Source organism: Clostridium oryzae, from assembly GCF_002029235.1.
Classification (GTDB): Bacteria; Bacillota; Clostridia; order Clostridiales; family Clostridiaceae; genus Clostridium_AE; species Clostridium_AE oryzae.
Map to the genome: position 1 here is coordinate 1 of NZ_MZGV01000009.1, position 21,580 is coordinate 21,580.

Annotated in this window: 16 protein-coding genes; 11 read left to right on the forward strand and 5 right to left on the reverse strand. The window is 32.4% G+C overall.

Annotation, left to right across the window (positions count from 1 at the left end; translation table 11 throughout):
• The first annotated feature begins 339 nt into the window (after positions 1-339).
• From galT to CLORY_RS05790, 3 genes are all read left to right on the forward strand, one after another.
• Positions 340-1,893, forward strand: coding sequence for a UDP-glucose--hexose-1-phosphate uridylyltransferase (gene galT, locus CLORY_RS05780; protein WP_079422568.1), 1,554 nt, complete (start codon positions 340-342; stop codon positions 1,891-1,893).
• A gap of 12 nt (positions 1,894-1,905) precedes the next feature.
• Entirely contained in the window at positions 1,906-3,063 is a 1,158-nt protein-coding gene (locus CLORY_RS05785; RefSeq protein WP_079422569.1) for a galactokinase, read from the forward strand.
• A gap of 129 nt (positions 3,064-3,192) precedes the next feature.
• Positions 3,193-3,618: a hypothetical protein gene (locus CLORY_RS05790; RefSeq protein WP_169911543.1), complete on the forward strand. Its 426-nt coding sequence runs from the start codon at positions 3,193-3,195 to the stop codon at positions 3,616-3,618.
• Positions 3,619-3,719: 101 nt separating this feature from the next.
• On the opposite strand, the gene CLORY_RS05795 is transcribed toward CLORY_RS05790, so the two are convergent.
• The gene (locus CLORY_RS05795; RefSeq protein ID WP_079422571.1) at positions 3,720-4,565 is read right to left on the reverse strand and encodes an AraC family transcriptional regulator; all 846 of its coding nucleotides are present in this window, start codon (positions 4,563-4,565) and stop codon (positions 3,720-3,722) included.
• 227 nt (positions 4,566-4,792) lie between these two features.
• Here CLORY_RS05795 and CLORY_RS05800 point away from each other — a divergent pair, with 227 nt between their 5' ends.
• The 5 genes from CLORY_RS05800 (at position 4,793) to CLORY_RS05820 (ending at position 12,100) form a co-directional block, all read left to right on the forward strand.
• Positions 4,793-6,127, forward strand: coding sequence for a glycoside hydrolase family 30 protein (locus CLORY_RS05800; RefSeq protein ID WP_079422572.1), 1,335 nt, complete (start codon positions 4,793-4,795; stop codon positions 6,125-6,127).
• Between the two features lie 140 nt (positions 6,128-6,267).
• Complete coding sequence (locus tag CLORY_RS05805; protein ID WP_079422573.1) at positions 6,268-8,190, forward strand: PrkA family serine protein kinase; 1,923 nt, start codon at positions 6,268-6,270, stop codon at positions 8,188-8,190.
• A gap of 4 nt (positions 8,191-8,194) precedes the next feature.
• Positions 8,195-9,391 carry a YeaH/YhbH family protein gene (locus tag CLORY_RS05810; RefSeq protein WP_079422574.1) on the forward strand — a complete coding sequence of 399 codons (1,197 nt, stop codon included), beginning with the start codon at positions 8,195-8,197 and terminating at the stop codon, positions 9,389-9,391.
• Positions 9,375-10,715 carry a SpoVR family protein gene (locus CLORY_RS05815; RefSeq protein ID WP_079422575.1) on the forward strand — a complete coding sequence of 447 codons (1,341 nt, stop codon included), beginning with the start codon at positions 9,375-9,377 and terminating at the stop codon, positions 10,713-10,715. Before CLORY_RS05810 ends, CLORY_RS05815 begins: the two co-directional genes overlap by 17 nt.
• Before the next feature lie 86 nt (positions 10,716-10,801).
• Positions 10,802-12,100 carry an ABC transporter substrate-binding protein gene (locus CLORY_RS05820; RefSeq protein ID WP_169911544.1) on the forward strand — a complete coding sequence of 433 codons (1,299 nt, stop codon included), beginning with the start codon at positions 10,802-10,804 and terminating at the stop codon, positions 12,098-12,100.
• Positions 12,101-12,228: 128 nt separating this feature from the next.
• Here the strand turns inward: CLORY_RS05820 and CLORY_RS05825 are convergent, their stop codons facing one another.
• Complete coding sequence (locus CLORY_RS05825) at positions 12,229-13,374, reverse strand: glycosyltransferase family 4 protein (protein WP_079422577.1); 1,146 nt, start codon at positions 13,372-13,374, stop codon at positions 12,229-12,231.
• 585 nt (positions 13,375-13,959) lie between these two features.
• Between CLORY_RS05825 and CLORY_RS05830 the strand changes: the two genes are divergently transcribed.
• From CLORY_RS05830 to CLORY_RS05840, 3 genes are all read left to right on the forward strand, one after another.
• Positions 13,960-14,976, forward strand: a complete 1,017-nt coding sequence (locus tag CLORY_RS05830; RefSeq protein WP_079422578.1) for a CotS family spore coat protein — start codon at positions 13,960-13,962, stop codon at positions 14,974-14,976.
• An 81-nt stretch (positions 14,977-15,057) separates the two neighbouring features.
• Positions 15,058-15,801, forward strand: a complete 744-nt coding sequence (locus tag CLORY_RS05835; protein ID WP_079422579.1) for a protein kinase family protein — start codon at positions 15,058-15,060, stop codon at positions 15,799-15,801.
• Between the two features lie 20 nt (positions 15,802-15,821).
• Positions 15,822-16,856, forward strand: a complete 1,035-nt coding sequence (locus CLORY_RS05840; protein WP_242954351.1) for a CotS family spore coat protein — start codon at positions 15,822-15,824, stop codon at positions 16,854-16,856.
• A 176-nt stretch (positions 16,857-17,032) separates the two neighbouring features.
• On the opposite strand, the gene CLORY_RS05845 is transcribed toward CLORY_RS05840, so the two are convergent.
• The 3 genes from CLORY_RS05845 to CLORY_RS05855 all read right to left on the reverse strand — a co-directional run bounded on the left by CLORY_RS05845 (position 17,033) and on the right by CLORY_RS05855 (position 21,428).
• Positions 17,033-17,785, reverse strand: a complete 753-nt coding sequence (locus CLORY_RS05845; protein ID WP_079422580.1) for a TIGR03915 family putative DNA repair protein — start codon at positions 17,783-17,785, stop codon at positions 17,033-17,035.
• Positions 17,786-17,798: 13 nt separating this feature from the next.
• Positions 17,799-19,115, reverse strand: a complete 1,317-nt coding sequence (locus CLORY_RS05850) for a putative DNA modification/repair radical SAM protein (protein WP_079422581.1) — start codon at positions 19,113-19,115, stop codon at positions 17,799-17,801.
• A gap of 309 nt (positions 19,116-19,424) precedes the next feature.
• Positions 19,425-21,428, reverse strand: a complete 2,004-nt coding sequence (locus tag CLORY_RS05855) for a beta-galactosidase (RefSeq protein WP_079422582.1) — start codon at positions 21,426-21,428, stop codon at positions 19,425-19,427.
• Between the last annotated feature and the right edge of the window lie 152 nt (positions 21,429-21,580).

Genomic DNA, 21,580 nt, shown 5'->3' on the forward strand with positions numbered 1-21,580 from the left:
TGCCCTAATTGTGATGCAGATTTTTATTATTCAGGAGAAAAGAAAGTAGAAGAAGGTTCGTATTTAGTTGATGAGAACGAACCTTTTCCATTCTAAAACTCATAGTCCCCGGTAGGGGATTTTTTTATAAAAGGTATTGTAAATTTCTATGCTTAGGAATATAATTATTTTATGGAGAAGCGTTTGTAGCGCATTTTTTTATAGTAACATAGAAAAGGTTTTCTAAATTTTACATAGTGATATGGCAGAAGCTGCTAGCTTTGTATATATGAAAGCCTAAGCACACTACTTATATGTACTTATTTGCAATGAAAATTATGTTCTAATAGGAGGTAGAAAATGAAAGATATAAATGTTTCAAAGGAAATAGAAAGACTTTTACAATTTGCTCTGCAAAATAAATTGATAGATGAGCTGGATGTAATATGTGTAAGAAATTCGCTGTTAGATTTACTTAAGGTATCTGAACCGTATGCTGGCACTATAGAGAAGGAAGAGCTTGAGTATCCGACGGAGGTGCTTGAAAATATATTAGATTATGCAGCAGAAAACGGAATTATAGAACATAATAGCACTACCTACAGAGATTTATTAGATGCTAAAATTATGGGTTTGTTGATGCCAAGACAATCAGAAGTGATTAAAGATTTTTATGATACTTATAAAAAATATGGCGCAGTTAAGGCTACTGACGATTTTTATGCTATGTCAAAGGCTTCAAATTATATAAGAATGGACAGAATAAAGAAAAATCTTTACTGGACAACGGATACGGAGTATGGCTCGCTGGAAATAACAGTTAACCTTTCAAAACCGGAAAAGGATCCTAAAGCTATTGCAGCAGCTAAGCTCATGACTCAATTCAGCTATCCTAAATGCCTTCTTTGCAAAGAGAATGTTGGGTATGCTGGTCATGTGGCTCATCCTGCAAGACAAAATCATAGAATCATTCCAGTTGAGCTTTTGAAGGAACAATGGTATTTACAGTATTCACCTTACGTTTACTATAATGAGCATTGTATAGTGTTCAGAGGTGAACATGTTCCTATGGCTATAACCAATGAGACGTTTAGAAGATTGCTTGGTTTTGTAGAAAAATTTCCTCATTATTTTGTAGGTTCTAATGCAGATTTGCCAATAGTTGGAGGATCCATATTAACTCATGATCATTTTCAAGGTGGACATCATGTTTTTCCTATGGAAGTTGCTGCAGCTCAGAAGGAGTTTAAGCATCCTAAATATAGAAATGTTAAAGCTTCAATAGTAAAATGGCCTCTTTCTGTTATAAGATTGGCCTCTAAGGATAAAGAGGAGTTAGTAAACTTATGTTGTGAAATACTTTCAAGCTGGAGAAAATATAGTGATAAAGAAGTAGATATACTGGCTTTTAGTGAAAAGGACGCTAAACAGGTACCTCACAATACAATAACACCTATTGCAAGAGTGAATAAACTTGGTGAATATGAAGTAGATCTTGTACTTAGAAATAATAGAACCACTGAACAATATCCTGATGGAATTTTCCATCCTCATAAAGAACTTCATCACATAAAGAAAGAAAACATAGGACTTATAGAAGTAATGGGACTTGCAGTTTTACCAGCTAGATTGGAAAAGGAACTCTCTGACATACATCCATACTTGAAGGGACAAAAAGATGCAAAGGATATAGATGAAACATCAGAGTTATTCAAGCATAAAAAATGGATTGCCGATATGGTGGACCAATATGGAAATACTAGCACTGAGGAGCAAGCACAAGCTATATTAAAGAACGAGGTTGGAAACATATTCTTGAAGGTTCTTTTAGATGCAGGAGTTTATAAAAATGATGCTGAAGGAAGAAATGGTTTTTATAGATTTATGGAATCAAATGGATTTATTATATTATAGGAGGAAAATACAGTGAAAATTAAAGAATTAGAAAAAGAATTTGTAAAACTTTATGGAGAAGGTGAAGTTAGAAAATTTCATTCACCTGGAAGAATCAATCTTATAGGAGAACATATAGATTACAACGGAGGTTATGTTTTTCCATGCGCATTAGACTTTGGTACATTTGGATGTGTTAGACAGAGAAAAGATAATAAGATTAATTTAGCTACTACAGATTTTGAGCTTAAAGTCAGTGCAGATGTTAATAGTATAGAGTTTAAAGAGGAAGATGATTGGGCTAATTATCCCAAAGGAGTTATAAAGATAATAAAAGATAAAGGCTATAATGTTGGTGGCATGGATATACTGATAAGCGGTAACATACCAAATGGGGCAGGACTTTCTTCTTCAGCTTCTCTGGAACTTCTTACAGGGGTTATTGTAAATGAGCTATTTAATGAAGGAAAAATAGATAGAGTTGAGTTGGTTAAGATTGGACAACAAGCTGAAAATGAATTCGTTGGAGTTAACTGCGGAATAATGGATCAATTCGCAATAGGTATGGGTAAGGAAGAAAAGGCTATACTTCTTAACTGTGGAACACTAGAATACAGCTATGCAGATGTAAAGCTTGACGATTATTGTCTTGTAATAATGAATACAAATAAGAGAAGAGCATTAAACGAATCAAAATATAATGAGAGACGTAGTGAATGTGATGAGGCTATCGAAAAAATAAACAGTGTAAGAAAGATAAAAGAGCTGTGCGAGTTAACTCCTGAAGAATTTGATAAGGTTAAGGGTGTGCTTGACAAGGAGAATGTAAGAAAGAGAGTAGAGCATGCTGTATACGAAAACGAGAGAGTAAAGCAAGCATATGAATGTTTAAACAAAGGTCAGCTTGAAAAGTTTGGACAGCTGCTAACGGGTTCTCATAATTCTCTTAGAGATCTTTATGAAGTTACAGGCAAGGAATTAGATGCCATAGTTGCAGCTGCACTTAATGCAGAAGGATGCATTGGTGCAAGAATGACTGGAGCAGGCTTTGGAGGCTGTGCTATAGCTCTTGTTAAAAAGGCTTCTGTAGAAACTTTTGAAAAACAGGTAGCTAAAGAGTACACTAAGGTTACAGGATACGAGCCATCGTTCTATATGAGTGGTATAGGCGAAGGCACTTGTGAAATCTAAATATAGAACTTTTGTTTTATATTTGTCAATTAATGAATAATGTACAATTAGAGTGGAACAATATATATAAGTTTCATTTATATGGATACTCACTATTATTTAAGGAACGTGATAATTTTGAGAAAACATATGCTGTTGTACAGTGTATTAATCGTTCTAGTATTTGGACTGACATTAGTATTTATATATGAGGAGAATGTTTTTCCAAATACTCAGAGAAATGTATATACAATGGAAGACGTAGAAGGTTATTTTAGAGAGAATGGAATCGACATTATTAAAGACTCTGTCAATACTCTAATCATAAATCACCAATATGGGAAACAATATTCCATTAAACAGACCCCCAATTATCAATTAGAGTTTTATATATATAAGAATAAGCAGCAGAGAGAATATGCTGAAGAGGAATTTTTATATAAGACTAGTAATTTAGATATAGAAGACTGTAAGTTATACAGTGTGAAAAACGTGCTTGCTGTACTTGAAGGTGTAAATACTAAAGATGAAGTTTACAAAAAGATAGATTCGATTATAGGCAGATTAGACAGATAAAAGAGAAGCTGATTGTTTTAATTATAATTAAACAGTCAGCTTTTCTTAATTTATTCTAAGACTAAACTTTGATGTGCTCCACTTTACTAATTAATTATAGTCTACTTTGGGTTTGTTAAGCGGGTTCTAAGTTCTCTTGGTGTACAACCATAGGTGCTTTTGAAGGTCTTCATAAACAATTTGTAATTTACAAAGCCATTTTTGATTATTAAATCAGAAATATTACTATCAGTATTAACAAGGTCAGAATAAAAGTGTTCCAATCGTACACTATTTAGATATTTAAGGAAAGTTATTCCCATGTACTTTTTAAAAAATCTAGAAAAATAATCAGAGTTTAGACCGATGTGCTTTGATACATCTTCTAGAGATATACATTGAGTATAATTTTTCTTTATATAATCAATCACGGATTCTAATCTATTCAAATAGCGTTCAGTCTTTTTAAGTTTATATTTAGGAAGTTCTATGCTGAATTGATTCACAAGAATAAACAGTAAATCGTAAATTATAGAGGTTATCTTTAGTTTATATCCTAAAGTTTTTTTGTTGTATATATCGAAAAGAGAATTTAATAGTGTTTTTATATTTTTTTGAGATTGATGCTTTTCTTTTACATATGGATTACATTCAAAGCGTATATCCTCTTCTGTATCTGTATAACTTTTTTTTAGAAATTCGCACGGAATTTGTAACAGCAGAGCGCTGTTGCCATATCTGTTGATTGTAGAATGAATATCTTTAGGATTTATAACTATCAGATCGTCTTTTTTGAGCAGATATTTGTATTTGTTTATATTTACCTCAAGTTCACCATCTAATAAGTAGATTATCTCAAGATGATTGTGCCAATGATTTGATACAACATTTGAGACTGGTGAATCATTGTGTGAAAACATGACACCGATATCTGTATTAGTTTTAATCAATTCATGTTTATAGTCCATAATATAGTGATTTCTCCCTTTAACTCAATTTATAATTAGTAATTAGATAATACTATAATTCAATAATCAATACAAATAAAAAAGTCAAAAAAGATACTATATTTAGGTCAGTAAATGTACTTAAATATGACGAATTTGTCTGATAGAATAGAGAATGTAAATGATATCAGCAGTTTTGCTTTGATTTAAAAGATAAAATCAAAAAAGTACTTAAGGAGGTAAATTAAATGACAAATATAAAACACATATATAGCAGAGATAAAGAATATTGGATAGAGGGAAACTTAAAACAGAATGTATATGAAGATACATTAGAGGTTACAGAAAGTGTAAAGCAGACAGTTAAAGGGTTTGGCGGATGCTTTAATGAGATGAGCTGGGATATATTAAAACAAATAGATGCAAAAAAGAGAAAGGATATATTGGATGATCTGTTTACAGAGGAAGGGTGTAATTTTAATATAGGACGTCTTCCAATTGGTGCTAGTGATTATGCATTGGAGTGGCATAGCTATGATGAAACCCCAGAGGACTATGCGTTGAAAGATTTCTCTCTAAAAAGAGATGAGGAATATTTATTTCCATATGTAAAGGAAGCATTAAAACGTAAGCCTAATATGGCGTTTTTTGCTTCACCTTGGAGTCCGCCAACATGGATGAAGACAAAAAGGGCGTATAATTTCGGTACACTGCGTTTTGAAGATAAAGTTTTAACAGCTTATGCGAATTACTTTGCTAAATATGTAGAAGAGAGTAAAAGGCTTGGAATAAATATAGATAAGGTTCATATACAAAATGAGCCGCATGCTGATCAGAAATTTCCGTCTTGTATGTGGACTGGAAAAGAGATGAGAGAGTTTATAAAGAATTATTTAGGACCAATATTTAAGCAAAAAGGAATAGATACTGAAATATGGCTTGGTACTATTAATGGACCATTTATTGATTTTAGAATTCCAGGAAGTGCTCCATTTTCTCAGTTCTATGATCAATGTGTAAATACTGTATTATCAGATAAAGATGCAAGAAAGTATATAAGCGGACTTGGAATTCAATGGGGAGGAAAACACATAATCGAACAGGTGGAGTTAAGTTATCCGGAAATGAGAATTATGCAGACAGAAAATGAGTGCGGAGATGGTCAAAACAATTGGGAACACGCAGAATATGTTTATGGACTCTTTTGGCATTACTTTATACACAACGTAGAAAGCTATTCTTATTGGAATATGGTTCTTCCAAAAGGAGGAGTTAGCACCTGGGGATGGGAACAAAATTCTATGATAACTATAGATCCAGAGACTAAAGAAGTAACATATGAACCTGAATTTTATGTAATGAAGCATTTTTCACATTTTGTGAAGCCTGGAGCAAAGAGGATAGCAACAAAAGGACACTGGACCTCGAATTCTTTAGTTTTTCAGAACCCAGATGGAGAAATTATTGTTACAGTTGGAAATGCTATGGATAATGATCGAGAGTTTACATTTAGATATAATGATATTACCTTCTCAACTATAATTAAGGCACATTCTGTAAATACGTTCAGCATAAATAAATAATTTTGAAGAGATATTACAAAGCAGATCTGCAATGTAATATCTTTTTTTATAATTGTAATATATGGGTTGGTTAAATGAATATATTGATAACAAGAAAGATAATAATATTTCGCATGCAAATAAGGAGGCAAAGAGGGTTTATGGACTTTAAGGAATTTATTAAGAGCGACAGAAACAGACGAATAAAAGATAATTTTCAAGGAACATTTTTACAATACTTGGAATTGGTTAAAGAAAATCCTGATATAGCGAAATTAGCTCATAAGAGAATTTATGACATAATAATGTCTCATGGATTTGAAACACTCAAGCCAGAGGATAACCCTCGTTTGAAAAAAATTTTTGGCAATGAAGTTATAAAAAGTTATAATTTTTTTAAAAACGAGTTTTTCGGTGTTGAGAAAGTACTTATGAAGCTTGTAAATTACTTTTACTCAGCGTCTATGAATGGTGAAGAAGCAAGGCAAGTACTATACTTGGTAGGACCAGTAGGAGCAGGAAAGTCTTCAATCGTGGAAGCATTAAAAAGAGCACTAGAAGCATCACTACCAGTTTATTCGTTAAAAGGATGCCCTATGCATGAGGAACCTTTGCATCTTATTCCCAAACACATGAGAGGCGAATTTGAGAAATTACTCGGTGTAAGGATAGAAGGGGATTTATGCCCAATATGCAGATATAGATTAATACATGATTATAACGGTGAATATGAGAATTTTCCTGTTGAAACAACGAATTTTTCAATAAGATCCAGAAAGGGTATAGGTGTAGTGCCTCCAGTAGATCCTAACAATCAGGATACTTCTATATTAACTGGGTCCATCGATATCTCCAAGATGGATTTATATTCAGAGGATGATCCAAGAATCTTCTCATTAAATGGTGCATTTAATGTTGGAAATAGAGGGATGGTAGAGTTCATAGAAATATTTAAAAATGATGTTGAGTATCTTCACACTATAATAACTGCAACTCAAGAAAAGTCAGTACCTTCACCAGGAAAGGGAGCAATGATATATTTTGATGGAGTAATACTTGCTCACTCAAATGAAGCTGAATGGAATAAGTTTAAATCTGACCACACAAATGAGGCAATACTAGATAGAATCGTTAAGATTGAAGTACCATATTGCTTGGAGTTAAGTGAGGAAATAAAGATATATGAAAAGATATTAAATAAGAGTCAATTCAGAGCTCATATTGCACCTCATACTATTGAGACTGCAGCAAGATTTGCTATTATGACTAGACTAAAACCATCAGCAAAAGTAGATTTAATGACAAAACTTAAGATATATAATGGTGAAGACATAGTAGAAAAGGGAACTACAAGGAGAGTCGACATATCTGAGCTTAAAGAGGAAGCAGGACCTATGGAAGGTATGAAGGGTATATCCACGAGATTTATAATAAAGGCAATAGACAATGCTCTATCTAATTCCGAGTATAACTGTATAAATCCGTTAAGTATAATGGAAAGTATCATTAAATCTATAAAGGAGCTAGATACCGCTGAGGAAGAAAAAAAGAAGTATTTGCAGATGGTTCAGGATTCAATAAGGAAAGAGTTTAACAAAGAGCTTGAGAAAGAAATCACTATGGCATTTATTCATTCCTTTAGAGAACAGGCAGACAGCCTATTTAATAATTATATAGATAACGCAGAAGCCTATGTTAATAAGACTAAGTTAAAGGATAAGTCTACTGGAGAGGAACTTAATCCAGATGAGAAGTTTATGAGATCTATAGAAGAGCATATTGGCATATCTGAGAGTTCTGCCAAAGGTTTCAGATCTGATGTAACATCATATATGTTCTATGTTATGAGAAATGGCGGGAAGGTAGAGTATTCATCCTATGAACCGTTGAAAGAGGCTATAGAAAAGAAACTTACTACATCTGTAAGGGATATATCTAGAATTATAACAAAATCCAGAGTAAGGGATAAGGAGCAGGATGAAAAATATAATTCTATGGTTGAAGAAATGAAAAAGAACGGTTATTGTATGCATTGCTGTGATGTTATGTTAAAATATGCTGCCAACAATCTATGGAAGGATTGATAAAATGGCTATATTCAGAGATATAACTGCTACCCCTGTGGATCATGACAGATCTGTTGAGGATAGAAGAAGACATAGACAGTTGGTGGAAAAATCTATAAAAGAAAATATAGGTGAAATATTATCAGAGGAAAGCATTGTTGGTGAGAGTAATAATAAAAAATTTAAGATACCCATAAGAAGTATTAAAGAGTATCAATTTATATATGGCAAGAATGTAAAGGGTAATGGAAGCGGTACTGGCGAGGAGAAAAGGGGACAAAAGATAGGAGAAGATGGGGATGAAAATGCAAAAGGATTTGGAGGAGCAGGAAACGAAGCAGGAGAGGAAATATATGAAACAGAGATAACTTTGGAAGAATTAATGGATTATATTATGGATGATCTAGAACTGCCGTATATTCAAAAGAAAAAATATTCAGAAATACTGTGCGAAAACTCCAATAGAAGAAGGGGATATCAAAAGTTTGGTATCAATCCAAGATTAGCTAAAAAGAGAACAGTTATGTCTAAAATTGCCAGAAAACAATCATTAAAGAGAGCGCTTAGGGAAGAGCATAGAGATGACAATATAGAGCGTGTTGCGTTCAGGCAGGAGGATTTAAAGTATTACAAAATAAAACCTAAAATAAAGAGGGAAAGTAATGCAGCAATAATTCTCGTTATGGATGTATCTGGATCAATGGATAATACAAAAAAATATCTAGCTAGATCTTATTTTTATATATTATCAAAATTTATTAGAAAGAAATATAATAATGTAAAAGTAGCTTTTATTGCTCACACAACTGTAGCTAATGAGGTAAATGAATATGAATTTTTTCATAGAACAGAATCAGGAGGAACATATATATCGAGCGGGTTAAATAAGGCGTTAGAAGTTATTACGAGGGATTATTCACCGGATATATGGAACGTATATACATTCTGCGCTACCGATGGGGATAACTGGAGTGACGACAATGATAGAACTATAGAGGCTTCAAGAAAACTATGTGATATATGTAATTTATTTGGATATATAGAACTCTTACCATCAGCCTATAGCGGAAGTATGATGAGTATTATGAATAAAGAGTTAAGTTATAAAAACTTTGTATCTGTAGCTATTAAAGACAAAACTGAATTATGGAATGCTTTTAAGGTTATATTAGGCAAAGAAATGAGAGAGGGAGATAGTAACAATGGACTATTCAATTGAAGAACTTGAAAAGTGGAACGAGAAAATTGAAAAAATAGCTACGGGTTTTGGTCTTGACTATTATCCTCAGGAATTTGAAATAATAGATTATAAGGATATGCTAGGGTATGAAGCTTATAGCGGTATGCCATCTAGATATCCGCATTGGAGCTATGGCAAAGCTTATGAAAGAAACAAGATGCTCTATAGCTATAATCTCACAGGATTACCATATGAGATGGTCATCAATTCAGATCCCTGCATTGCCTATTTAATGAATGAAAACACTATAGTGCTGCAAATACTTACAATTGCCCATGTATATGGACACAATGATTTTTTTAAGAATAATAGAATGTTTATTAAGGGAACTGATGCAAGACTTACAGTGGAGATGTTAAAGAGGAACGCTGACACAATAAGGAGCTATATTAATGATCCTAGTATTGGGTATGAGAAGGTAGAGAAAATTCTTGACGCTGCGCATGCAATACGATTTCAAGTTTCAAGAGTTCCTGGGGAAAAGAGAATTAGTGAAGAACAAATCAAAAAAGATATAGTAGACAGTTACAATAGAAAGGTTTCTGAAAGGGATATATTTGATGACAAGATTGAGGAAGAACTTCCTGAAGAATTTCCTATTCCTATAGAACCCGAAGAAGATATTATATATTTTATTATAAAATATGGCAAACTCGAAGAATGGGAAAAAAATATACTTCAAATAGTAAGAAATGAATCTATGTACTTTATACCGCAAATTGAAACAAAGATAATGAATGAAGGATGGGCTAGTTATTGGCACTATACAATTCTTAATGCATTAAATTTGGAGCAGGGAATGCATTTTGAATTTATTAAAAGGCATAATGACGTAATACGCCCTCATATTGGCAGTATAAATCCATATTTCTTAGGTTTTATGATGTTCAAAGATATAGAAAAAAGATATGGAAGGGAAAAATTATTTGAAGTCAGAGCTTTAGAAAGAGATTCTTCCTTTATTAGAAGATATTTAACAAAAGACCTTTGCGAAGAGGCTAATTTATTTCAATATGAAAAAAAAGGTAATGAATACTTTGTAACAGATATATCTGATGATACTGGCTGGAAAGAAATAAGAAATAATTTGAGCAATAGCTGCGGCATGTCATCTATTCCAACTATACGTGTTAAGAATCTAGATAAAAAAGATAATTGTCTGTTGCTGGAACATGTATATGATGGCAGAGAATTACAGATGGATTATGCCAGAGCTACTCTAAGTTATATTAAGCAATTGTGGGGTAGAAATGTTAAGCTAGCAACGGTAGTAGATAATAAAAATGTTACAATAGATGCTTAGTAAGCTTCTAATGAATGAGTTTACAGTATAATACCAATGGTTTATAATGTATATAAATGTTACACGAAAGTGGGATTATGATTAACATGAGAAATACTATACGAAAATATAAGTTTATTGCTGTATCTGTTTTTATTATAGCATTATTATTTGTAGAGGCATGTAACAAGAGTACTTCTACTATTACTGAAAAAATAGTAAAGCCTAAACCTTTAAAAGGTGAGCTAGTACTTTGGTGCAATAAATATGATGAAGCTATCTTAAGCAGTATAGCAAGAAGTTTTGAAGATAAGAATCATGGTGTAAAAATAGATATTTTACCAGTAAATGAAACTAAGATTGAAGAAAAACTTCAAAAATTAAGAGATTCAGGAGATACTAAAAATCTTCCGCATGTAGTTGAGGTAAATACAGAACAAGTTTCTTATTTAGTTAATGAGATACCTGAGATATTTAAGAATATTACGGCTCCGCACACGGATATATTACGGTGGAAATTAAAAGAGACATCTGTTGATGGTGAAAATTATGCTGTACCCTGGAATACAGATCCTAAAGTGATGTTGTATAATGCTGATTTACTTAAAAAATATAATATTGATCCATTTAATATTAAGACTTGGGATGACCTTGCAGAATATGGGAAAAAATTAAATGGGCATGGCATAAAAATGTTTGCAGAATATAGCGACGGAAGAAATAATAATCTATTATCTGTGATGTTAAGGGAACAGGATTTAAATGTATATAATGATGAGAATGAAATTGATATTGATGAAGACAAATTATATAGGATATTAGCGCAGCAAAAACTGTTATATCAAAGAGGTATAGTTGATAAAAGCGGAGATCAAAAACAAGCAATTGATAAATTAATGAAGGGTAGAGCTGCAGCTATGATAGCAGATGAATCTATTATAGCTGCTATAAATAGTGATTCGAAGTATAAAAATCATAATTGGCAGATTGAAAGGCTGCCGGCTTTTGAACCTGGTGGGAAAAATAGTGCCTGTGGATATGGAAAGGCATTTATGCGGACTAACAGTCCTGATAATGATATCGCTGGTAAGTTTATTCAATATGTTATGGGAGATAGAGAAATTAACAGAGAAATCGTTTCTCAAAAGGGATATATAACTAGTTCATCAGATGTATATATATATTCATATTTTAATGCTGGATTAAAGAGGTTTAATAACAAGAAATTGTTTAGATTTATGTCAGAAGTTGCTGAGGAGGAGAAACCGGTTATATTTGGTTCCGATTATAGTAAAATCATGAGACAGATTTCTTCTTTAGCCCAAAGGGTAATAGATAATGATAATAAAAAAATCAGTGACAGCGAAATGATAGAAAAGCAAGTTAATGATTTAATGAATAAATAAAGAGTAAAGAGAAAAGAGTAAAGAGAAGGTAGTAATTCAACTATGCTGAGTTACGAAATTTCGTATGACGAAATTTCACCCATCATTTTACTCTTTTCTCTTATTTCTTTTTTCTCAAAAAGATCGGATTAGCCAATTTTTTTGATTTCTAATTTGTCAATTTCTATGATTTTTTTATATACTTCAAGGGTTTTTTCAGCTGTTTTTTCCCAGGAAAACAACTTGGCTCTGTTAAGCCCTTTATCTATAAGTTCAAGTTTAAGAGGTTCATTTTCTAATAGAGTACCTAGTGCATTAACAAGGTTTGAAGTATCGTATGGATCTATAAGAATACCGGCATCACCCACAATTTCAGGAATGGATGATACATTAGAAGTTATAACGGGAGTACCACAGCTCATAGCTTCTAATGGGGGAAGTCCGAAACCTTCATATAAGGATGGATATACAAAAACTTCAGCAGCGCTATATAAAATTGGCATAAAATCTTCTTCTACAAAGCCAGTGAAAAAGACATTAGAGGATATTTTCAATCTATCGCAAAGTTCTTTCAACATATTTCCGTCATCTTTAAGAGAACCAGCTATGACAAGCACAAATTCTTTGCTTAATGAATTTATAATGTTAGAAAATGCCATAATTAACGATTTAACGTTTTTTCTTGGCGAGAATCCTCCTACATACAGCAAAAAAGGGAGTTTAATATTTAATCTCTTTGCTACCATATACCTAGCCCAGTTTTTATCTAAGGGCTTGTATCTTATATCTGCGGCTAAAGGGGTAACAAAGATTTTGTTTTCATCTACTGGGAAAAATTTCAATATATCTCTTTTTGACCACTCTGACACAGTTATCACTCCATCAGAAATTTCCAATATATTGGGGACTTCTTTTAAAAATTTAAGCAAATAACCTCTTCCTACCGTTTCAGGCATAATGTATGGAATGAGATCATGAATAGTAATAACCTTTCGGCAGTTTACTGCAGAACACAATCCAATACCATTCTGTGGTACATGATAAATATCTATATTTTCTTTAGCTAGATTCCCTGGGATATAACTTTGTTGAAAGAACCTGTGATGTTTTCTAGAGGTCATTATAATTCTGGAATTATCATTTGTAACTCTGTCATAGTCATCGCCAGACCAGTAGATATGATAATAATTTTCTTTATCTATGTTTAATAGTGTACATAGAAGACTGTCGGTATAGGTACCTATTCCGCTACCTCTATACCAGTTAATTCCTCTGGCATCCATGGCAATCCTCATTTAACCCTCTCCCCGATAAATACTCAATAAATTCCTATGTTAGTAATATATAAAAGAAATGTGGAAATGATACACTCCGCTGAAAAAAATAATTTCTGAATTTAGCTTTGCTAAATTCAGAAATTTAATACAATCCCAACCTTAGCTAATAATGTCACTAAATAATATAGTTAGTGCTAATTTTAATGAATTACTATTCTCACTTCATATTTTTATATCAATATATAAAGCAAAAATTATATATATTCTGATATTTAAAGTATTTTAGGGTCGCACCTTTTAAGAAGTTATATTTTAAATACCAGCATGTAAGAACTTTAATGCTTTATATATAGCGTATGAAAAATAAGTTTATAATATGGAGACATTATTCGCTAGGGGCAGAATCGTATTAAAATTTTCAATTTAGCTTTGCTAATGTTGAAAATTCATTTAATATAGACACATTATTCTCTGGAGTCAGGATCATATTAAAATTTTCAATTTAGCTTTGCTAAATTGAAAATTTATTTTTTCAGCGGTGTGTATCCCTTCCGAAAATAAATTCATATAATAAAAAAGAAACCTTAATAGGAGGAGGCTTCAATGGAAGATTCATTTGTAAGCCAAGTGGTAAGAGACAATTATAATATAAATGCAACCTCTGTAGAAAAGATAAAAAATATTTATAAGGTGAGTGACGGACAAAAAAATTATTGCCTGAAGATAATAAAGTATGAACTTGCTCATTTTCTTTTTATCATTGGGACAATAAATTATCTTATTGAGAACAATTTTAAAGCTGTGTTACCTATTATAAGAACTGTTGATGGCAGACAGTATATAAGCATAGATAATGCGTATGCATATCTTTATCCCTGGGTAGAAGCCAGAAAAAGCAATTATGATAACCCATCGGATATAAAGAAAGCAGTAAATACTTTAGCATTTCTTCACAAAAAAAGTAATGGCTTTATATTAACAGAAAATATGATGCCAAGAATAGGATGGTTCAGGTGGATTGACATCTTTAGAACCAGAACTAGTGAAATACTAGATTTTAAGAATAGAATTGAACAAAAGCCTAACAAAACGGATTTTGACGAAATGTATATGAAACATATAGAAGATGAACTTTATAGAAGTGAACTTTCTATAGAACATCTCTCTGAAAGTGATTATTACATTAAGATGATGGATGAAATTAGGTTTCATGGATTTTGTCACCATGATTTTGCAAATCATAATGTGCTTTTCGATTTAAATGGAGAGGTCAGGGTTATTGATTTTGATTACGTAATCCTAGATAGCCACCTACATGATTTAGCCAGTATTCTCATACGAACAATGAAAAATGGAAAATGGGATATTAAAAATGCAGAATATATTTTGAGATGTTACAGTGAAGTAAAAAGAGTAGAAAGTAATGATATACCTATATTAGCTGCATTTATGGAATTCCCGCAGGATTTTTGGCAGGTTGGAATTCAATATTATTGGGAAAAACAGCCGTGGGGAGAGGAATTTTTCCTAAGAAAATTGCGGCGAATTATAGAGGATGCAGATTATAAACAGGATTTTATAGACAATTTTAATTGTGCAAACAGTATTAACATCCTGTAACATCAATTAATGCCAGAGCTAGGTAAAAGCAAGATATTTACTTGTTGTATAGTGTAAGTAAGTAATTGAGGAGTGGTCGTTTTGCGCAAACAATATTATAAAGACATAAACGATTATATAGAAAGCTGTGATATAGCTATTGAACCGAATAAAGGATTAAATAACTCAAAGATAGATGCTCAGAAGATATATGAACAGTTTAGAATCATGAAAGAATTCCATGATAGGACTAAGGGTTTTTCAGGAATAATGGATAATAGAATTCCTAATCTTACAGGAAGAAAAATTGAGCAATATAAGGTAAACATAAAAAAACTTACAAGGGATATAAAAAGATTTAATGAAGAAGAAGCCAAGAGCCATTTCCAGAAAATTGTATTGTCCACAGCAGAAGAGTATATAAATAAAGCTGAGGAATGCATAAAAAAGATCTATGATAATGGTTACTATGAAATAATAGAAAGAAGTATGAAGAGTTTGGAGATGTGTGCAGGAAATACCTATTTTGGCAACTTGTATATTAATCATGGGAAAATAACTTTGGGTACTACAAAAAAGTGCGGATATAATATGGTGGAATTTGATTGTATTTATTTTTTGAATAAGTTAAAGAGAAAGAATGTTTCGATTGATTTTAAGGACGCTGCTGAGGAATTTTGTAGATTAGAAGGAATAGGACGTAATAGTACTGATTTTATTTTAACGTTGTTGGAGTATCCGTATGATTTTATGAAATGCTGCAATAATTATAGAAACAATAGGAAAGATTTAAGCGATGAGGAATACTGTAAAAGATTGCTAAAAGTAGTGAACAAAAATAAGTAGAAGTTTTATAGAGTGAGGAGGTGTCTAAAATAAATGACAGTGTAAAGTATAGTGAAAAAAAAGAATTATCTAGATATGATCTGTATGTAGATTTATTTAGGGAATTTGGAATAAGGGTTGTAGATTTAGTACCTCTGAGAAATGTGTTTTTACTTTTTACGAATAAAGGTAAAAAAATTTTGAAAAGGGTAGAATACTCTAAAGAAAACCTTAAATTTATATATGATGGGCTTGAATACGTTAGAAAAGAATTTAGTAACGTAGTAAGTTTTGAACAAAAATCTTCCGGAGATATATACACTATATGGAATGGAGAACTGTACTGTATAATGGATTTAGCTCAAGGAAGAGAATGTGAATATAGTAATCCGCTAGATTTAGATATAGCAGCTAAAGGAATAGCAAAGCTTCACAAAGCTTCAGAAGGATTTAGAAATGGTTATGTTGAAAAAAATATGCTTGGCAAGGCTAAAGAAAATTTTAAGAGACGATATGAAGAATTAACTTTTTTCAAGAAGTTTGTCTTTTTGCACGAAATAAAAAATGAGTTTGACAAGATATTTTTGGAGAATGTTGATATATATCTTAAACAGATTGAAGAAAGTATCTTACTAATCGATAGAGTGCCTTATTATAAGCTGTGCAGCGAAGAAGATAAGATAGCTTTCTGCCACCATGACTTGGCTCATCACAATATATTAATTAACAATAATGAAGCTTATTTTATAGATTTTGATTATGCTATCATAGATTTGAAGGTACATGATATTTGCAACTTTGTAAACAAGGCAATTAAAAACTTCGCTTTTGATATTGAAAGATTTAAAAACATTTTACAGTCTTATTGCAGCATTAATACGCTAGATAAAAGGGAGTTTGAAATGTTAAAGGTATATTTAAGCTTCCCTGAAGATTTCTACAGTATATCAAAGGACTATTATGCAAGGCGTAAAGAGTGGGAAGAGGATACATTTATAGATAGACTTAAGAAAAAAGTAGAGTATAAAGATGATAGGGAAGAGTTCTTGAACAACCTTTATCAGATGCAAATATAATTAGAAATTAAGAATTAGGAATTAGAAATGAATAAAAAATTCAGCTGGGCTGAATTTTAATTGTACTTCTAAATTAATTGTTGAATTTCTTAGTAGTAGAATATCATACTGAATTCCTAATTCTTTGCTTGTCTATGTTCAAGATAAGGTATTAAAAACTAAAGCAGCTTTATTTGTCAATCATTATTTGTTTCAAATATATGTTTCCAGTAACGCTTTGGCATAAGCCTTTTTTGAAGCTTTGGATTTTCACGTTCTTTTATAGCTATGGTTTTAAAATAGTTTCTCCAAAGGTGCTCATATTCACTATCAGGTGAATCAATAAACTTTTTCGAAGTATCAGTGCTGAATGGAGCAAGGACCCATTTGGAAGTACCATCATAAAGAACGGCCAGTTTTCTTTTTACGTCATTAATTATCCATTTTTCACTGGAAAATCGTTCCGCAAAATGAGGAGCTATAATTGTAAGAATGTTATTATCTGGTTCTATAGATGAATACAATATCTGATCATTAATTGATTTAAACCGTATGAAGCCTAATAGCAGATGCGCTTCCTTAAGAACTCTGCTATAGATGGTATTTACATCTATGACAAATTTATTGTGCATGTGCAGTTCAAGATTGCTTCCAAGTTTAAATCCAAGTCTTATGTAGTTTAATATATTTATTTCACAATCGCTGCTTTCAGAGAGGTAAGCAATATATATTTTTTCCAGAACAGCTTTACTGATTTTACTTTCAATAGCAGATAATACAACTTCAGCGTGCTCAAAAGATGTTTCTATCGTTATTTCTTGATGAATTAAATCAGGAACATGTCTTTTTGAGGCTTCTATTTTTTCAGGTTTATATTTAGAATAATAGGCTTCATATATGCATGTTAATAAACCCTCAAAAGTTCCGTCATATATGTATTTGATAAACATAATTGATCACTCCCTAAAGGTTTCCGGTTATTTTGGAGAAATAATCCTCACTGCCAAGTATAGATGGCAGGTTTTGAAAAAATGAAAGCTGTTCAAATTCTGTATGTTCTTTTATTCTGATAGTTGGCTTTGAATTATCTAAAAGTCTAGATTTGATAAAATCATCATTAAAGGCTACATCACCACTGTATTTTCCTTTGCAGGTTATAAAATACTGTGCCCTTTTCAGAACTACACCAATCTTTTTCAAATCATTAAAATCTATGCTGTGAACTTTGCGTATGTGTTGTATTCTATTGGCAGAAGTCACCCCTATTCCAGGTACTCTAAGTAAAGTTTCATAAGGAGCCCTGTTTATTTCTACAGGAAAGTGTTCCATGTTGTTTAAAGCCCAGAAGGTTTTAGGGTCAAAATCTAAACTTAAATTTGGTGTACGGTCATTTAACAGTTCAGATGAATTAAAGCCATAAAATCTAAGCAGCCAATCAGCTTGGTATAATCTGTGTTCTCTTAGAACCGGAGGCTGTTTTATTACCGGAAGTTTTGGGTTAGTATTTATTGGAACATAAGCTGAATAATAGACTCTTTTTAATCTAAACTTATCGTATAAATTTTGTGAGAGATTTAGTATCTTATAGTCGCTGTCGCCCGTAGCACCTACAATCAATTGAGTGCTTTGACCACCTGGGACAAAAAGCTGGGAGTTTTTTATATTTTTTCTCAAGTCTTTATTAGCCGTGATTTCATTGCTTATAAATGACATAGGTTTTAAAATCGTATTTTTACTCTTTTGAGGAGCTAACATTTTGAGTGCTGTGTTTGAGGGAAGTTCTATATTTACACTCATTCTGTCAGCATAAAGTCCAGCTTCTCGAATAAGTTTTTCATCAGCACCAGGGATAGCTTTTACATGGATATAGCCATTAAATTTATGTACTAATCTTAAATTTTTAATTGTACGTATCAACAGTTCCATTGTGTAGTCAGGTGAATTGAAAACGCCTGAACTTAAGAATAAACCTTCTATGTAATTTCTCTTATAGAAATTCATAGTTAGAGAAATAACTTCCTCAGGTGTAAAAGCAGCTCTTCTTACGTCATTGCTCCGTCGGTTTATGCAATAGGTACAATCAAAGATACAATAATTAGTAAGTAGTATTTTAAGCAGCGAAATACACCTTCCGTCAGCAGCAAAGCTATGGCATATTCCGCAGGCTTTAGCAGAACCTAATCCACCTTTTGTATTTTTCCTGCTGCTGCCGCTGGAAGCACAAGATACATCATATTTTGCACTGTCTGATAATATTTCTAATTTTTCGCTTATATCCATGTATTATTCACCTCTATAAATAGATTATAGCAAACATAAGTTCGCGTGTAAATATATAAAAAATAGTTACACTCTATGTCGACTAGTTCCGCTGCGTTAAGCAACTACCCCCTTGCCTTTATGCGGATTTTCGGATTCCTTACGAGGACGCTTGCGCTATGACGTCGGAATCTAAACGAAAATCCTGTAAAGCCAGGGGGTAATTGCTAAACTCACTTCAATGTCTCCGCCGAGTGCAACCATTTTAAGTCCCAGACTCTTAATTTTTGAATAATACTTTTATTTTATTGCTCCTGTTGCCTTTTTCTCTTAATTCACTATAATAACGAAGCCCCATGGTTTTAAGGTTATGGTTTCATTATGTGATATAGTTTTTTCGGATAGAAGCTCTTTACCATTATTGTATGGATAATTAATTGTAGCACTGTCGTTTGAATAATTAAAGTAATATCGTATGGTATTACCTGCTTCATTAGTACCGGATTTTGAAATAATAGGGAAGTGAAACTGCTGTTCAATACCCCACAGCTCACATTTCTTTAATGCATTCTCAAATATTTTTTCTATTATTTCATCACTAGGTAGACATCCTATATAAGTAGTCATACCTTTGCCATAATGATTTTGAACTACTGCAGCATATTTTCCCCAATATGGATGATCATAATAAGCAAGTACTTCTGCTGAAGCTTTAGGAATAAGAAGTTCCATCCAGGAACTTAAATGATTTTTTTCTTCACTTACATTAAAAGGATTATCCTTAAGACCTATGTTATTGGAAACGACAAACTGGTTGTAATATACTCCGCAAGCAGTTTCAATCACACCTGGTTGAGGAGTAGTTCTGACTTTTACATTCTCATCAGAAAAACCACTTCTGAAGCCATATACAATATGTCCTCCATTTTCAACGAATTTGTTTAATCTAAGCAGTAGCTCATCTGAAGCAGCGTAAAGCGGAGGAACTACAATAAGAGAATATTTTTCTATATTTTCACTAGAAGGATCAATAAAATCACAGTCTACATTCATTTTGTAGAGAGCATCGTACATGAGCCTCAGTACGTCATTATAATCTAATCCTTTGGCATTATACTTAAAGGAATTTAATGCGGAAAGAGCCTCATTGCTGAAAAGAACCGCAACTTTGTTTTCTTTTTTCAGATTAATAAGTTTGGTACTAAGCTTATTAAAATCATTTCCAATGGTTTTGGCTTCTTCGTATACAGGATTAGATTCAAAATCATGGCTTAGTACTCCTTTCCAATAAGTTTCAACAGCATTGTGTATAGAATGCCAGTGCCAGTAGGATACCATATTTGCCCCAGACGCAAGATGGCTAAAGGCTTGAAGTCTTAATTGACCAGGATAAGGAACCCATTCAGCCATGCCTTGAGCTTCAGTTTCGATTACTAAATAGTTATTATTTTTCATTGATCTAGCTATATCACCACAGAAGGATATTTCACAGCCGGTAAGTTCGCTTTGAGAGGGATGATAAATATCCACTCCAGCAAAATCAAAAACTTTTGCAGCATCAAAATGATTTACATCCGGCTGCATTCCGTAGGAATAACCTCTCCATTCAAAATCAAAATTCTGTGTTACGAATTGATCGTTCCGTTTGTATTCATTTATTATTGAAACCTGCCACGCTAGAAAATCCGTAACAAGTTTTCGCTGAAACTTTGAAAATTCGCAAGATAAACTGGCATTTATTGTTGCATCTACATTTGGAAAGTCTTCCCATGAGTTAATAGCATTACTCCAGTAATTGAGCCCGAAGCTTCTATTTAAATTTTCCACAGTTTTGTATTTAGCCTTCATATATTTTTGAAAAGCAATTTGAACATTTTCGCCGCGGGTATCATAGTGTTTTGTTTCATTATCTGCCTGATATCCAATAACAGATGGATGATCTTTCACGTGTTCCATTAGCTTTCGTATGGCTCTCTCAGCATAATAAAGATAAACAGGATTGGTTATATCCATGTTTTGGCGAGGACCATACTTATTCTGACCATTTTTAGTATAGGCCAGTACATTAGGGTGTTCTTTTACGAGCCAGGTTGGAACAGCGTAGGTTGGAGTTCCGATTATTACGTAAATTCCAGCCTTATGCATGGCATCCATTACCTTATCAATATGGGTAAAATTAAATTCACCATTTTGAGGTTCGAAGGTTCCCCAGGTTGATTCAGCTATTCGTACTACATTAAAATTCGCCTCTTTAAGCATTTCAATATCTTTATCAAGTCTTTCATAAGGCATATATTCATCATAATAGGCTGTACCGTATAATAATTTATCCAATTTTTTACCCTCTTTTCTATATGTAATCGTTATAGTATAATGATAATATAGCACTGCTTTCAGTTTATAGTCAATCGTACTACTTTACGATAATAAGTAAAATAATAAGATATGACGAATAATCTATTTTAAATTGTTTTCTAAAATTACCT

What these genes read in the sequence shown, in the direction of transcription:
- galT (WP_079422568.1), top strand. Translation starts at nt 340, where the DNA reads ATGAAAGATATAAATGTTTCAAAGGAAATAGAAAGACTTTTACAATTT.
- CLORY_RS05790 (WP_169911543.1), top strand. Translation starts at nt 3,193, where the DNA reads ATGCTGTTGTACAGTGTATTAATCGTTCTAGTATTTGGACTGACATTA.
- CLORY_RS05795 (WP_079422571.1), bottom strand. Translation starts at nt 4,565, where the DNA reads ATGGACTATAAACATGAATTGATTAAAACTAATACAGATATCGGTGTC.
- CLORY_RS05800 (WP_079422572.1), top strand. Translation starts at nt 4,793, where the DNA reads ATGACAAATATAAAACACATATATAGCAGAGATAAAGAATATTGGATA.
- CLORY_RS05805 (WP_079422573.1), top strand. Translation starts at nt 6,268, where the DNA reads ATGGACTTTAAGGAATTTATTAAGAGCGACAGAAACAGACGAATAAAA.
- CLORY_RS05810 (WP_079422574.1), top strand. Translation starts at nt 8,195, where the DNA reads ATGGCTATATTCAGAGATATAACTGCTACCCCTGTGGATCATGACAGA.
- CLORY_RS05815 (WP_079422575.1), top strand. Translation starts at nt 9,375, where the DNA reads ATGGACTATTCAATTGAAGAACTTGAAAAGTGGAACGAGAAAATTGAA.
- CLORY_RS05820 (WP_169911544.1), top strand. Translation starts at nt 10,802, where the DNA reads ATGAGAAATACTATACGAAAATATAAGTTTATTGCTGTATCTGTTTTT.
- CLORY_RS05825 (WP_079422577.1), bottom strand. Translation starts at nt 13,374, where the DNA reads ATGAGGATTGCCATGGATGCCAGAGGAATTAACTGGTATAGAGGTAGC.
- CLORY_RS05830 (WP_079422578.1), top strand. Translation starts at nt 13,960, where the DNA reads ATGGAAGATTCATTTGTAAGCCAAGTGGTAAGAGACAATTATAATATA.
- CLORY_RS05845 (WP_079422580.1), bottom strand. Translation starts at nt 17,785, where the DNA reads ATGTTTATCAAATACATATATGACGGAACTTTTGAGGGTTTATTAACA.
- CLORY_RS05850 (WP_079422581.1), bottom strand. Translation starts at nt 19,115, where the DNA reads ATGGATATAAGCGAAAAATTAGAAATATTATCAGACAGTGCAAAATAT.